The sequence below is a fragment of the Bacillus sp. RC242 genome (assembly GCF_044908245.1).
In the GTDB taxonomy this organism is placed as follows: Bacteria; Bacillota; Bacilli; order Bacillales; family Bacillaceae_G; genus Bacillus_A; species Bacillus_A mycoides.
In genome coordinates, this window is record NZ_JBIYCZ010000002.1 from 617,817 (window position 1) to 633,090 (window position 15,274).

The 15,274-nt window shown below is 35.5% G+C and carries 15 protein-coding genes; 4 read left to right on the forward strand and 11 right to left on the reverse strand.

The genetic code is table 11. The annotated features are described in order from the left end of the window. Positions 1 to 6 precede the first annotated feature (6 nt). The 10 genes from ABH957_RS06870 to hflX all read right to left on the reverse strand — a co-directional run bounded on the left by ABH957_RS06870 (position 7) and on the right by hflX (position 11,424). Positions 7 to 900 (reverse strand): glycosyltransferase family 2 protein, encoded by an 894-nt coding sequence (locus tag ABH957_RS06870; protein ID WP_002128603.1) that lies wholly within the window; start codon positions 898 to 900, stop codon positions 7 to 9. 5 nt (positions 901 to 905) lie between these two features. Beyond that, the gene (locus ABH957_RS06875) at positions 906 to 2,015 is read right to left on the reverse strand and encodes a glycosyltransferase family 1 protein (RefSeq protein ID WP_002128605.1); all 1,110 of its coding nucleotides are present in this window, start codon (positions 2,013 to 2,015) and stop codon (positions 906 to 908) included. Beyond that, on the reverse strand, positions 2,000 to 3,157 hold the full coding sequence (locus tag ABH957_RS06880; protein ID WP_404456514.1) for a glycosyltransferase family 4 protein: 1,158 nt from the start codon (positions 3,155 to 3,157) through the stop codon (positions 2,000 to 2,002). The genes ABH957_RS06875 and ABH957_RS06880 overlap by 16 nt, the downstream gene beginning before the upstream one ends. A 32-nt stretch (positions 3,158 to 3,189) precedes the next feature. Beyond that, complete coding sequence (locus ABH957_RS06885; protein ID WP_404456511.1) at positions 3,190 to 5,016, reverse strand: polysaccharide biosynthesis protein; 1,827 nt, start codon at positions 5,014 to 5,016, stop codon at positions 3,190 to 3,192. 305 nt (positions 5,017 to 5,321) lie between these two features. Further along, on the reverse strand, positions 5,322 to 5,984 hold the full coding sequence (locus tag ABH957_RS06890) for a CpsD/CapB family tyrosine-protein kinase (protein WP_404443856.1): 663 nt from the start codon (positions 5,982 to 5,984) through the stop codon (positions 5,322 to 5,324). Continuing rightward, the gene (locus tag ABH957_RS06895) at positions 5,933 to 6,673 is read right to left on the reverse strand and encodes a YveK family protein (RefSeq protein ID WP_404510816.1); all 741 of its coding nucleotides are present in this window, start codon (positions 6,671 to 6,673) and stop codon (positions 5,933 to 5,935) included. Before ABH957_RS06895 ends, ABH957_RS06890 begins: the two co-directional genes overlap by 52 nt. Positions 6,674 to 6,942: 269 nt before the next feature. Beyond that, positions 6,943 to 8,277, reverse strand: a complete 1,335-nt coding sequence (gene glnA, locus ABH957_RS06900; RefSeq protein WP_002014472.1) for a type I glutamate--ammonia ligase — start codon at positions 8,275 to 8,277, stop codon at positions 6,943 to 6,945. A gap of 48 nt (positions 8,278 to 8,325) precedes the next feature. Next, the gene (gene glnR / locus ABH957_RS06905; protein WP_002014475.1) at positions 8,326 to 8,715 is read right to left on the reverse strand and encodes a transcriptional repressor GlnR; all 390 of its coding nucleotides are present in this window, start codon (positions 8,713 to 8,715) and stop codon (positions 8,326 to 8,328) included. Positions 8,716 to 8,888: 173 nt separating this feature from the next. Then, entirely contained in the window at positions 8,889 to 10,160 is a 1,272-nt protein-coding gene (locus tag ABH957_RS06910; RefSeq protein WP_404443851.1) for a methionine gamma-lyase family protein, read from the reverse strand. Continuing rightward, positions 10,153 to 11,424 carry a GTPase HflX gene (gene hflX, locus ABH957_RS06915; RefSeq protein ID WP_404443848.1) on the reverse strand — a complete coding sequence of 424 codons (1,272 nt, stop codon included), beginning with the start codon at positions 11,422 to 11,424 and terminating at the stop codon, positions 10,153 to 10,155. The genes ABH957_RS06910 and hflX overlap by 8 nt, the downstream gene beginning before the upstream one ends. A gap of 92 nt (positions 11,425 to 11,516) precedes the next feature. Between hflX and ABH957_RS06920 the strand changes: the two genes are divergently transcribed. Both ABH957_RS06920 and ABH957_RS06925 read left to right on the forward strand, forming a co-directional pair. Beyond that, positions 11,517 to 12,140: a trimeric intracellular cation channel family protein gene (locus ABH957_RS06920; RefSeq protein WP_002014478.1), complete on the forward strand. Its 624-nt coding sequence runs from the start codon at positions 11,517 to 11,519 to the stop codon at positions 12,138 to 12,140. Positions 12,141 to 12,239: 99 nt separating this feature from the next. Next, entirely contained in the window at positions 12,240 to 12,377 is a 138-nt protein-coding gene (locus tag ABH957_RS06925) for a hypothetical protein (protein ID WP_002087943.1), read from the forward strand. Between the two features lie 31 nt (positions 12,378 to 12,408). On the opposite strand, the gene spoVK is transcribed toward ABH957_RS06925, so the two are convergent. Continuing rightward, complete coding sequence (spoVK, locus tag ABH957_RS06930) at positions 12,409 to 13,365, reverse strand: stage V sporulation protein K (RefSeq protein WP_002014481.1); 957 nt, start codon at positions 13,363 to 13,365, stop codon at positions 12,409 to 12,411. A gap of 113 nt (positions 13,366 to 13,478) precedes the next feature. Between spoVK and ABH957_RS06935 the strand changes: the two genes are divergently transcribed. Next, complete coding sequence (locus ABH957_RS06935) at positions 13,479 to 14,441, forward strand: tyrosine-type recombinase/integrase (RefSeq protein ID WP_107886477.1); 963 nt, start codon at positions 13,479 to 13,481, stop codon at positions 14,439 to 14,441. Positions 14,442 to 14,558: 117 nt separating this feature from the next. Beyond that, positions 14,559 to 15,274 (forward strand): collagen-like repeat preface domain-containing protein (locus tag ABH957_RS06940; RefSeq protein ID WP_404510818.1); only part of this gene is annotated, 716 nt, incomplete at its 3' end.

Consider the following 15,274-nt stretch of genomic DNA (forward strand, 5'->3'; position numbering starts at 1 on the left):
AAATCCCTATATATTTACTTCCATTCTTGTTTTCATTGTAATGTAACTATAAAGAATAACTCCAAATGGCAATGCGCAAATCGTAAGACCTTTGCATGGCGACTCTTGCATAAATCTTTTATTTTTCGCTATAAAACTACTAGATACATAATGTACAGCTTGCCTATACTTGAATACTCGATTAGTAAATGGTAATTTCATAAGTTCCTTACGATAAAAAGCAAAACCTCTTGGATTTTTACGATATTGATTTAGCATATTCATTGATGAACCGTCAGGCATGTATTCAACATAGCAAAGAGGTTCGTTCATCAGTAACATCTCATACTGCTGATCTAACATATAATATTTATATGCTAACCCAACATATTTTTCATTTTTAAAAATTGGGTATGGATATTTCTTAGTCAATTCTGTGCGATAGACCAATTTTTTATCACCTGTGACACCATGTTTGTTGTAAAGATTAAACAACGTGGAATATTTAAGGTTTTCTGGTAACTTTGAGCCAATTATTTGCCCATTTGTATACAAATCCAATCCAATTATCCCACTAACTTCATCATTCCCATATCTACTCCAAAAAGAAAGGATTTTTTCTACAGCATCGTCTGGCATATAATCATCAGAATCAATACAAATATTTAACTCCGTATCAATCATTTCGTATGCTGTATTGTGAGCACCATGCATCCCTTGATTTTGTTGCCAATGATACATAATTTTTATATATTTTTCAGCAATCCAGCTATCCACCAATTCTTTTGTGTTATCACTAGATCCATCATCTATTATTAACCAAATAAAATTCTTACATGTTTGACGTTTTAAACTCTCATAACAATTTGTAAGACAATATGCTCTATTATAAGTAGGGGTGAAAATCGTTAAATTCTCCAAATTACTCACCTCGAAAGTACGGAATAATAGTCGTGAGTTAATTCTGCCGTATGTTTTATATCGTAGCCTTTCTCCAAAAATACTTGAGCTGGTATTTCCCTCGGAAAATTACTAATTTCTATATTTTTCATTTTTTCTATCCAAGCCATTTTATCTGCTAGAGGAACATGTTCAACTAGATTCATTCCCAAATCCACTTCTTTCGTAATAGCATCCGATATAATACAAGGCAAACCAACTCCTTGCGCCTCTATGAGAGTAAGTGGCAATCCCTCATGTATGGATGGAAAAACAAATACATCAAATGCTTGAAGTATCCTTTCTATATCAGCTCGTATCCCAAGAAACCTTATATGCTTCTCCAAATTTAATTCCCTCACTTGATTTTCAATTTCCATACGAAGTGGCCCTTCGCCAGCTAATAAAAGAATTGAATTCGGCCTAAATCGAGTTAACTGCGCAAATACTTCTATAAGGTAAGCATGATTTTTTTGATGAGCAAATCTTCCAACATGGCCAATAACAAGAGCGTCTTGCTCAAGCTGTAATTCTTCTCTTACATGTTTTCTCATTTCTGGAATGAACAAAAATCTATCACAATCAATTCCATTTTTTAAGATTCTAGCTGTATCAGCTTTATCTGCAAATAACCATCTCGCAGCTGCATTTGAGCATGCTAACAAATGCGTTGCACATGTACCTATAGATTTTCCTGCATACCATTTATAGATTTTTGCAGTAGCACCACCTTCACTACTAGTATTGTGACTATGTGCAATCCTAACTGGCACCCTTGCTTTTTTAGCTGAACGAAGTACCAATCCACTCATTTTATCCATATGTGAATGAACGATTTTATATTGCGGATGAGAGCTAAAGAAGGTATTTAATGCCTTTATATAGCCTCTATGACCAACATCCGTAACATATGGAATTCTATGAACTTTTCCGCCCAACTTTACTATTTCTTCATCAAACACTCCTTCTTTACATGTTAAAAAATCAAATTGAACTTTGGAACGATCTATATTGCGATATAAATTCATAATTAAAGTTTCCGCTCCGCCTCTATTCATATTTACGACTACATGTAATACTCTTAATGGAGTGCCCAATTTAAATCCTCCATTTCCCCCATAAATGTTGTATAAATTTCTTTTTTCTCTTTTAACACTTCATTTACTGAATATTGATTTTTAATAATAGTACATCCATACTGCCCCATCTGAGCTAATACTTTAGGATTTATAGAAATACCCTTTATCCTGTCAGCCATTGCTTTTATATCATCACGATCTACAATCCAACCATTTTTATTGTTAATAATCAATTCCCTATGTCCCCGGTTATCAGTAGCTACAACCGGAAGTCCACAAGCCATGGCTTCCATAATATTAACTGGCAAACCTTCCCTGTAACTAGATGCAACCGCAAGATCACACATCTGTAGTAAGGAAGCTATATCATTTCTGTAACCGAGAAAATGAACCATGTTAGTCACTCCTAGTTGAGTAGCTATTTTTTTGCACTCTTCCATTAACGGTCCTTCGCCAGCAAGCAAAAGCTTCGCATGTGGCATTTCATTTTTCAATTGTGCTAATACATGGATTAAAAAGCTTTGATTTTTATTCTTATTAAATTCAGCAGCAGAAAACATTAAAAAATCTTGTGGATTATAGCCAAATTGTAGTTTTAATTCTTGCTTTTCAGTTTCAGTTACAGGGGCAAATCGCTTTATATCTACCCCTACACCATGAACGAATTTAATATCTTTCGCTTGAAAACGATGTTTAACTGCTAAATTGTAATCTTCTTGATTAATTGTTATAAGACAATCCGTATTAGTTGCTAAACTTCTTTCAATTGGATAATATAGAAGCCAATTTATGAATGGTGCTCCTTTACAAAAATGAAATCCATGTGCTGTATATACGACTTTCGTTCCTTGCCGCCTGGCTTTCTGAGCAGCTAAACGAGCAATTACTCCTCCCATAGGCGTATGACAATGAATGATATGATATTTATTTTGACCAATAATTGATTTTAGTTTTTTATATGCGTGGAGGTTTTGTATACTAAGAGGTGACCTTTGAATAGGAATATTATATTTTCGAGTTACGTACGGAAGATGTATATTCCCATTCGCTGCAACATGTACTTCCCATCCTTGTTCTGAAAACCATTTCAAATACGGTAAATGAAAAGCCTTAAAATGATAATCTACAGTTGCACAAAGCAGAACTTTTTTAGACACCATCCCACGCACCCGTCTTATATAAATTTTTTCTATTAACCTGATACAGGTATTAACAGTTTTAAAGTTTTACGCTGATTTACTAACTTTAACAATCGTTTTCTTAATTCTACTTCGTTTAAATCTGTATAACTTGAAATAAACTCTTCAATTTCTTCTATACGAACATTCATTTCTTGTCCTACGTAAATCCTCGGATGAATTTGCTTTTCATTCATTTCATCTTCTTTTAGTAATTCTTCAAAAAGTTTCTCCCCTGGGCGTATACCAGTAAATTCTATTCCTATTTCATCCACAGAATTTCCTGATAATCGAATAAGATTTTTGGCAAGGTCGACTATTTTCACTGGTTCTCCCATGTCCAATACAAAAATCTCTCCACCTTTAGCTAAAGCACCAGCTTGCACTACGAGTCTTGATGCTTCCGGGATTGTCATAAAATACCGAACCATATCAGGATGAGTAACTGTAACTGGTCCACCATTTTGAATTTGCTTCTTAAATAAAGGTATAACACTCCCTCTACTTCCTAAGACATTCCCAAAGCGTACAGTAACAAACTTTGTATGACTTATTTTATCTTTATGTTGAATTACCATCTCAGCTAATTTCTTTGTTGCTCCCATAACACTCGTCGGGTTCACAGCTTTATCAGAGGAAATCATAACAAACGTTCCTACTCCATGTGCTCTCGCTGCCTCTGATACATTCATAGTTCCAATCAAATTATTTTTAACAGCCTCTTCAGGATTATTCTCCATTAGTGGTACATGTTTATGTGCAGCTGCATGATATACAACATTTGGAAGATGTTTATTCATTATTAAATTCATCTTTTTTTCATCTTGTATATCTGCGATTTCAGGAATAAACGTGCCTTTCATACCTCCATATTTTCTGTTTAATTCCATTTCTATAGAATAAATACTGTTCTCCCCATGCCCTAGTAAAATCAACCTTTTCGGCCTAAATTTTGCAATTTGTCTACAAATTTCCGAACCAATTGAACCTCCTGCACCAGTAACTAAAATAACTTTGTTAGTTATATAATCTGAAATAACATCCACATCAAGCTCTACAAGATCGCGCCCTAATAAATCTTCTACTTGAACATCTCTGAATTCGTTCACCGATACTTTACCCGTTACTAAGTCTTCTAACATCGGAAGAATTTGAGTTTTCACTTCTGTTTTTAAACATCTTTTCAAAATAACATTTTGCTCTCTTTTGTTTAATGAAGGAATTGCCAAAATTATTATTTCAATATTCAGTTTTTTAACAGCGTACTCAATTTGATTCTTACCACCAATTACTGGAATACCCCAAATATCAAGGTTATGTTTTTTTACATTATCATCAATAAATGCGACTGGCATTAATTCGGCAGCACTATTCTTTAACAACTGCCTTGCAACCATTGTCCCAGCAGATCCCGCACCAACAATTAACGTTCTTTTTCTATCACCCTTTTTTACATAATAAATATCTCTGTACATTCTCCATATAAAACGTGAACCACCAATTAATAAAATATGAATCATCCAAGTTACAACTAACAGCCGAAAATACATTTTTTGCATGATTAGTTGCTGCACAACTGCTGTAGCAATTATAGAAAATGTAACAACTTTGCATATAATGAGTAATTCTCCTATACTTGCATATTCCCAAGCTTTATTATACAACTTATATATTAAAGCAAATAAATGATGACTGACTAATAGAGTGATAGAGCTAATAATTGATGATAAAGTGATAACACTAAAGCTAGCATTTACAAAGAAATAACTAAAGAAAATAGCACTTAACACAATCATTGAATCCATTAAAAGCAATAACGATATCCTCCGCCGATACGTCATGTAACTTCCTCCTTTAATCAATTCCATACTTAACTCTTTCAAATTTAAAGTTTCTAACTATATTCTCTTTATTAAAAGCACATAGTTAGAAACTTTAATAAAACATGGGCATCTAACCCGGCCTCACATTACACTCTTGATGACTCGCATCTAAGGTTGTTTTCACAACCCACAGCATAATCGAGTGCCTCCGTTGATAGCGGTAAGGAGACATCACCACATCGTAGCTCTTTAAAAAATTCTTTATAAAAAACATCTTAATATTGGGATATTAAATTATTTTTTTAAAAGTCCATTTATGTTATTTATACTTTTCCATTCAAAATCGCACCTAATATCCTACTTTTCGTAAAACTTAACGCCCTTTTCGTTTCAAGCGCATCTTCATTCACAGTATGATTATAACGTATCACCAATAATACACCTTCACACTTATCAGCCAATACACTTGTATCTGTTACTTCTAGTACAGGAGAAGAATCAAATAATATAATATCATATCGTTCCATTGCCTTTTGAACTAACATATCCATTGCACTCGAACTAAGTACTTCGGATGGATTGACTGGTACCGGTCCGCTAGTTAATACATCCAGACTTTCCATCTCTGTTTTTTTCACGGCGCCCTCTAAAGTTGTTTTTCCGTTCAATATATCAATTAATCCAATTGTATTTTCTACTCCAAACATTTCATGAATCGTTGGTGTTCGTAAATTTGCATCTATTACCAATACTTTTTCACCTTTTTGTGCTATTGAGACTGCTAAATTAACTGTAATCGTTGATTTTCCTTCACCATACCTCGGAGAAGTAATAACTATAGTTCTGCTTTTATGAATAGATGAAGATAATTGAAGGTTTGTTCGAAGCGAACGATACTGCTCCGAAATTTTCGATCTTGGAGCGGTATGTACAATTATACTTTCTCCTTTAACTTTATTTGTTTTTCGTCTATTTTTGTAAGCCACTCCGTTCCCTCCCCCAATAATACCGTATTTTTTTTACTGAATTTGTCTTTCACATTTTTTCTATTCATTTTAGATATTCCGCCCAAAACAGGGACATCTAACAATTGTTCAATTCGCCGTTCCGATTGGATTCTCTCATCAAGTGAATCCAATAAAAAAATGAATCCAATACTGAGCACCATACCTATAGAGAATGCAATTAGTATCGTCTTAAAGTGATTTATATTTATAGGCATAGAATTTTTTTGAACTGGGTCTTCTGGTAATATACTCACATTATTAAAATTCAGTATATTCGCTACTTCTTTCTTATAAACAACGGCTGTAGTATTTGCAATTTTATGAGCAAGCACAGGATCTATATCCACTACATTTATTCTCATAATCTGGGACCCTTGCACACTTTCTGTACTTATTTGTCCACTTAATGCACCTGCAGATCTGTTAATATTCAATTCAGCAGCCACTTTTTCTAATATTACAGGCTCATTTACCATCGCTTTCAATGTATTCATCGTTTCAGCATTAGCTTGAACAATAACTCTTGCTGAAGAGGCATATAATGGTGTTTTTACATATATAGTATACATCGCTCCTGCTACTGTTGTGAGAGTTGTAAATAATAGAATGATCCAAATTCTTTTCCGTATAATAGTAAATAGATTTTTCAAATTTATTTCCTTATCCATAACTTCCCTCCTCATTTAAAACCAATGAGCTTCAACTTGAAATTGACATCGAAAACTTAAGAAAAAAACAATATTTTCATTCTTTTTAATATACAAACATTTCTAGTTAATGCCATTTTAGTTCTTTATACAGAACGAGTCAACACAAATTATTTTCACTAAATTACTTCCTGATGACACTAAAAAAAATGCGACAATATTCGTGTTTTTTCACTGTAGATAAATGACGAAAAAGCCCTAATACCGTAGTATTAGGGCTTTTTTCTCTCTTAATATAGAGACATATATTGGTCGCGTTCCCATTGGTGAACTTGCGTGCGGAAAATATCCCACTCAATTTCTTTTGCTTCAATGAAGTGCTCAAGTAAATGATCACCTAATGCGCCACATACGATTTCATTAGATTGTAAAGTAACTAACGCTTGCGCTAATGTTGCTGGTAAGTCAACGATACCTGCTTCTTCACGCTCTTCTTTTGTCATTACGTAGATGTTACGGTCTACTGCAGCTGGTGGAGTTAATTTATTTTTAATTCCATCAAGACCTGCTGCTAATAATGTAGCCATTACTAAATACGGGTTCGCAGCTGGGTCAACACTACGTACTTCTACGCGTGTACTAATACCACGAGATGCAGGAATACGCACTAATGGACTACGGTTTTGTGCAGACCATGCTACGTAACATGGAGCTTCATATCCAGGTACTAAACGCTTGTAAGAGTTTACAGTTGGGTTTGCTACCGCTGTAAATGCTGGCGCATGTTTTAAAATACCTGCGATGAAGTGACGAGCATCATCACTTAATTGTAAATCACCGTTTTGATCGAAGAATACGTTCTCACCATTTTTAAATAGTGATAAGTTACAGTGCATACCTGAACCGTTCACACCGTATAATGGTTTCGGCATAAATGTTGCGTGTAAACCATGTTTACGAGCAATCGTTCTTACAACAAGCTTGAATGTTTGAATGTCATCACATGAGCGAATTGCATTTGCATATTTAAAGTCAATTTCATGTTGACCTGGCGCAACCTCATGGTGAGATGCTTCAATTTCAAAGCCCATTTCTTCAAGTTCAAGAACGATATCACGACGACAGTTTTCCCCTAGATCCATCGGCGCAAGGTCGAAGTATCCACCGTTATCGTTCAATTCCAGTGTTGGATTTCCTTTTTCATCAACTTTAAATAGGAAGAATTCTGGCTCTGGTCCAAGATTGAAATCTGAGAATCCTAATGCTTCCATTTCTTTTAACACACGTTTTAAGTTGTTACGTGGGTCGCCATCAAATGGAGTACCATCAGCATTGTAAATATCACAGATTAAACGAGCTACTTTACCTTTTTCAGCTGTCCAAGGGAAAATTACCCAAGTATCTAAATCCGGATATAAATACATATCAGATTCTTCAATACGTACGAAACCTTCAATAGAAGATCCATCAAACATCATTTTGTTATCAAGAGCTTTTGTTAATTGGCTCACTGGAATTTCTACGTTTTTAATTACCCCTAAAAGGTCCGTAAATTGCAGACGGATATACTTTACATTCTCTTCTTTCGCCAAACGGAAAATATCTTCTTTTGTGTACCTAGCCATTATAAATTCCTCCTTAGTCCCTCTAAACACCTTCAGAATCAGTTATCTTTAGTGAAAAAACCTTGAAATGTCACCTTGTCGCAATGAGGTCCGATTAAATCTACCTGTATGTTGTAGTTCATCTCGAAGAATTTTGCGAAGCTCGGATTTTGAAATTTCTTTCGTTTCTTCTTTTACTTTCACTGCTTCTGTTTGATTTTCTTTCATTTGCAATACTTGTTTAATTCCGGCCATATTTAAGCCTTGATCTAACAAATCTTTAATTTCCAACAATTTATCTACATCGTTAAATGAAAATAATCTACGATTCCCTTTTGTACGGGTTGGAAAAATAAGATTATGCTCTTCATAGTAGCGAATTTGACGTGCAGATAATTGTGTTAAATCCATTACAATACCAATTGGAAACAGCGGAGCAGAACGTCTATCTTCTTTCATTGTTTCAGTTCCTCCTTCGCCTTAACTGTTTCTCATTTTATACCATGTTATGTTTAGTGTCAATAGATGTTAGCTTTTCTTACATGATTTTTTTGTGAATTTTTTCATTTTTTTCTAATGGCACAAATCATTACTTTCACACGAAAAAAGCTGCCGAAATCGACAGCTTTCCTTTAAGAAATTGTTAATAGTTTTTTTTCAATTAACGCATCAATCGCAGAACAAATCGCAATCTTTACATGCGAATAAGTTAATCCACCTTGCACGTAAGCAACATAAGGCGGACGAATCGGACCATCAGCCGACAGCTCAATACTTGCACCTTGAATAAACGTCCCCGCAGCCATAATTACATCATCTTCATAACCCGGCATATAGTTTGCATATGGAGTGAAATGAGAATTAATTGGAGATGCATATTGAATCGCTTGACAGAACGCAATCATACGATCTTTATCATCAAATTGAACAGACTGAATTAAATCTGTTCTTGGTGCATTCCAAGCTGGTGATGTATTCATCCCTAACTTTTCTAAAAATGCAGCTGTAAAAATCGCACCTTTTAGCGCTTGTCCCGCTACATGCGGCGCTAAGAAGAAACCTTGATACATTTCTTGCAAACTGTATAAAGATGCCCCTGCTTCCGCACCGATTCCTGGAGATGTTAGACGATATGCACACGCTTCAACATACTGCTCTTTACCAACAATGTAACCACCAGTTTTAACAATTCCACCGCCAGGATTCTTAATAAGAGAACCTGCCATTAAGTCCGCACCAACATGACATGGCTCTTCTTCTTCAATAAATTCGCCATAGCAGTTATCTACAAATACAACAACATCAGGTTTAATCTCTTTCACAAACGCAATCATCTCTTTAATTTGTGAAACAGTAAACGACGGACGAGTAGCATATCCTTTTGAACGCTGAATACCAATCATCTTCGTATTACTATGGATCGCAGCTGCAACATATTCAAAGTCCACAAATCCCTCTTCAGTTAACGGAACTGCGTTATAACCAATATTATATTCTTTAAATGAGCCTACACCTTTTCCGCGTACACCAACGATTTCTTCTAACGTATCATATGGTTTTCCTGTTATGTATAGCAGTTCATCTCCTGGACGTAAAATACCGAATAGAGCTGTCGAAATTGCGTGAGTACCTGAAATAATTTGCGGACGAACAAGACCCGCTTCTGCCCCAAATACATCAGCATACACTTTTTCTAACGTGTCACGACCAATATCATCATAACCATAACCTGTCGTCGGAATAAAATGCGAATCGCTAATTTTGTGTTTACGAAAACTTTCTAATACACGAAATTGGTTACTCTCAATCACTTCATCCACATATTTATGTACTTCTATAATTTGACTTTCTACTTCTTTTACGATTGGAGCAATTTTTTCTCCATTTTTCAAACGATCAAACATTATTTTCTCCTTCTTCCACTAAAAATCTCTTTAATTGCCCCTTAAGCGATGAATGAGCAAATATATACCCTGTACAATCATATACAAATTTATCTTCTAGAAACTCCATTTTAGTTAATATTGTTTCTGTCTTTAAAAGCGTTAATAACCTACCTTCACTCGGAGGGATTTCCACTTTATAATCATCCATTTCTTCCTTCATCTTCGTTTCTAGCGCTTCTTTTATACGCAATAAATCACTTTCTTCAAAAGCACTAGTCATTAAGAAATCACTTTTCGGAAATGGAATGAAGTTTTGATGCAATTTATCTTTTTTATTATATAACGTAATAATAGGAATACGATTAATTTCAAGGTCCGACAATAATTGTTTTACTGTCTGCTCATGCCCTACATAATTAGGATCTGCAGAATCAACAACATGTAAAATAACATCTGCTTCCCCAGCTTCTTCTAACGTAGATCGAAAAGCAGCAATTAGTGACGTAGGTAAATCTTGTATAAAACCAACCGTATCAGTCAAAAGCACTGTATAACCAGAAGGTAACGGCATCTTTCTTGTCGTCGGATCTAGCGTTGCAAACAATAAGTTTTCTTCAAACGTATCAGCTTCCGTTAATCTATTAAACAACGTAGATTTCCCTGCATTTGTATACCCAATTAACGCAACTTGAAACACTTTATTATCTTTTCTTCTCTCACGATATCTCTTTCGATGCTCCACAACAACCGCAAGTTGTCTCTTTATTTCATCAATACGAGATCGAATATGACGACGATCTGTCTCAAGCTTCGTCTCTCCTGGTCCCCTTGTACCAATTCCACCACCAAGACGCGATAAAGCAAGACCTTGTCCCATAAGGCGCGGCATTGTATATTGCAATTGAGCTAATTCTACTTGAAGCTTACCCTCTCTCGATTTCGCACGTTGCGCAAAAATATCTAGTATTAACTGCGTTCGGTCAATCACTCTCGCATCTAATACTGAAGATAAATTCCGAATTTGACTTGGTGTTAACTCATTATTAAAAACAATAACAGCTGGTTCTAATTCTTCCGTCAACGCTGCAAGCTCTTCTAGTTTACCTTTTCCTATATAAGTCGCCGGATGAAACTTCGGGCGCTTTTGCGTCGTTGATACTAACACTTCCGCTCGCGCAGTTTTCGCTAGCGATGCAAGCTCTTTCATGGAATGCATAAATTTTTCATCATCATCTTGTGGCAATTGACAGCCAACTAATATGATTTTTTCTTTTTCTTCCATCAAATATGTTCACTCATCCTTTTCGAAATTTAAACCTTCTAATATAATAGCAGAGGAAGCACATTTCATCTAGTTAGCGGGGGAGAAAATTCATGGCATGGGAGATTTTTAGCATCATAGGCACAATCGCTTTCGCACTAAGCGGAGCCATTGTTGCAATGGAAGAGGATTATGATATTTTCGGGGTATATATTTTAGGAATGGCAACCGCATTTGGGGGAGGTGCCCTTCGTAATTTATTAATCGGTTATCCAATCGTCGCGTTTTGGCAACAAGACATGTTATTCCAAATCGCACTATTATCAATGACGATTATTTTTCTTTTTCCTAATAAATTAATTAAGCATTGGAAAAAGTGGGAAAACATCACAGATGCCATCGGCTTATCAGCGTTCGCCGTACAAGGAGCTCTATACGCCCAAAAATTAAATTTACCAATTAGCGCTACAATTGTAGCTGCTGTTTTAACTGGCATTGGCGGCGGTATTATTCGTGATCTTTTAGCACGTAGAAAACCTCTCGTCCTTCGAGCTGATGTATATGCGTTTTGGACGATTTTAGCCGGTTTTTTGATTGGCGCTAAAGTCATCGTTAGCGATTGGGCTCTATACACCTTATTCATTTTAATTGTTTGCTTTCGCATGGTTTCTATTCATTACAAATGGCATTTACCGCATAGACGCATCGATACAAAGGAGCGCTCAATGCATAAATAGCAATCTAACCTCTTTACATATCGTAAAGAGGTTTTTCTTTTCTAACGAGTTTTTCTTTACATAATGTTTATACTAATTTTTAAAGCGAGGTGAATGCAAATGACAAACCATGTTAATAAAGGAGCTCAAAAAAGCTCAGTAAACCAATTTGGACATGATCCAAATTCAGCGCACGAAAAGAGCGCTAAAATGGAACGTCTTCATAAAACTCACCAAGAAAAAGCAAAAAAAGAGTAAACGAACTTATGCATAAAAACAGACGCACAGTTTACGTACTGTGCGTCTCCTCTTCAAGCATTAAATCCATACTTGATATCCCAATTAAATCATATTTATCATACGTATCCTCTTGTAACAATCGCATAGCTTGTGTACGAATCGATTTTTCAACAATATTCCGTACGTATCGCCCATTACTAAACGATGTAATTTGCGACGAATACTTTACCGCATGTAAATGATCTCGAAATTTCCACTCCGCTTCTTTAGATAACTGATATTCACGCTCCTCATACATTCTCTTTCCAATTTCCAACAGCTGATTTACCGAGTAATCCGCAAATTCAATAATAAATGGAAAACGAGATTGTAACCCTGGATTTAATGAAAGAAAATGATTCATCTCTCTTGAATATCCAGCTAAAATTAATACAAAACCGTGCTGCTTATCTTCCATATGCTTCACAAGTGTATCAATAGCTTCCTTCCCAAAATCCTTCTCTCCCCCCCGCGCTAAAGAATACGCCTCATCAATAAACAAAATACCTCCCATGGCCTTTTTTATTAAATCTCTCGTCTTTTGCGCTGTATGACCGATATACTCCCCCACAAGATCAGCACGTTCTGCTTCAACTAAATGCCCCTTCGATAAAATATTCATCTCAAACAACAATTTCCCTATCATTCTAGCAACGGTTGTCTTCCCAGTACCGGGATTCCCCCTAAATAACATGTGAAGCACTTGCTTCTCAGATTTCAACCCCATCTCTTGTCTTTTTTTATTTACATAAATCCAAGCATAAATTTCTTTTATTATCTTTTTTATTTCATCCATCCCAACAAGCTTTCCCATCTCTTCTTCAATTCTCTGCAACATCTCATGTTTAGTAGTGGTTTCACTTGAAATTACCGTTTTATTTTCTGATGCCGGTAACGAAATTTTCTTTCGATGGTTTAATACAATATTAATTTGATTGTTATTTTTCTTACGCATCGATTGTTCCATACAATCACCTCATTTTATCCACTCACCAAATATTATTATTCCAGTCCCTCTTGCAAATGCCTATTTTCAGAAAAGTTTGCTATAATATAAGAAATAATCAAGGTGGTGGGACTATGGAAACAACGGAATTCCATGATACAATACAAGCCTTTTCTATTTTTTTATTGAATAAAGGCCGAAAGTCTTCAACCATTAAACGTTATGTTTATGACATTGAAGATTTTGGACATTGGTTAGAAAAAAACAAAAAGCTCCCTTCCAGTAATATATGGGCAACACTTTGTACAAAAGACTATGAAGATTACTTTTCAGACTTAAAAAAGAATCGACACTACTCTGAGAAAACAATGCATCGTGTATTTATTGTATTAAATAGAATGCATCATTTTCTTAACATTCCAAATCCATTGAATGATATGGAAATTACTATTCAACCAAACCGTGCATTGCGTAATGAAGATTTCATTTCATCCGATGAAGAAAAAAGATTAAAGCATATAGTCACTTCATTAGAAGGACTTTCAGAAAAACAACGTCCCGTTCGCCCATTATTAATGGATCGTAATATCGCCATTTTAAGTATATTAATCGACTACGGACTATCCTTACAAGAGCTTACAGCATTAACTATGCATCACGTTCATTTTGAAACTAATACACTTTCTATTCCAGCAACCGCAGGAGTAGAAAGAACAATCACATTAACAATCGAAGACAAAAAACAACTGTACACATATTATAAAAGTATTCCAGAACCAGTTCGCCCTAAATACCATAGTAATGACCCGTTGTTTGTTGCATTCGATTTTAACCGCGGAACATACAGATGGGTATATGAAAACGACGCACCAAAAGCACTAACAGAAATCGCTATTCAAAAAATGATCCGACTTGAAGTAGCAAGAGCGAATTTACGTAAAGGCATTTCTGGACAACATTTCCGGAACACATTTATTTTACGCCTAATAAAAAAACAAACCCCAGAGCCAGAGATCATAAAATTAGTTGGCTTCAAATCAAAAATTTCACTAAAACGGTATTATCAGTATGCTGAAAATAAAAAAAACGCCCTATAATAAGGCGTTTTTTTTATTTTTTTCTCGAAAGAACCCATTTCACTATGACCATTTAACTACTCTCTGCATCTACTATGATGAGTTTCGTTCACATTCTTATTAGAAAGGAGAGATTTAATGTCTCGCTTTAATGACAATCAAAATAAATACTCCAATCCATGCTTTCCAACTAGCGCTGGACGAATTCCAACTACCCCAACGATTCCAATTACTAAAGCGCAAATTAGAACATTCCGCGCAATCATTAACGATTTAATAAAAATAATCCCTAAACTTTTCGCCAATCCATCTTCCAAAAACATAGAAGATCTAATAGATACATTGCACCTACTAAGCAAATTCATCTGTTCACTAGACACTACTTCCGCTCTGAAAGCACAAGGATTAGCCATCATTAAAAACTTAATAACTATATTAAAAAATCCAACCTTCGTAGCAAGTGCTGTATTTGTTGAACTTCAAATTTTAATTAATTATTTACTTTACATTACAAAGTTATTCCGAATTGATCCTTGTACACTCCAAGAACTCCTTAAATTAATTGCAGAGTTACAAACTACTCTAGTTAATTCAGCTTCGTTCGGCAGAGGACCTACTGGACCTACTGGACCTCAAGGTAACACGGGCGCTACTGGTTCCACTGGTCCTAGAGGTAACACGGGTGCTACCGGACCTCAAGGCGTTCAAGGTAACACAGGTGCTACTGGTTCCACTGGACCTCAAGGTGCGCAAGGTAACACAGGTGCTACTGGACCTCAAGGTACGCAAGGTAACACGGGCGCTACCGGTACCACTGGACCTCAAGGTGCTCAAGGTAATACAGGTGCCACTGG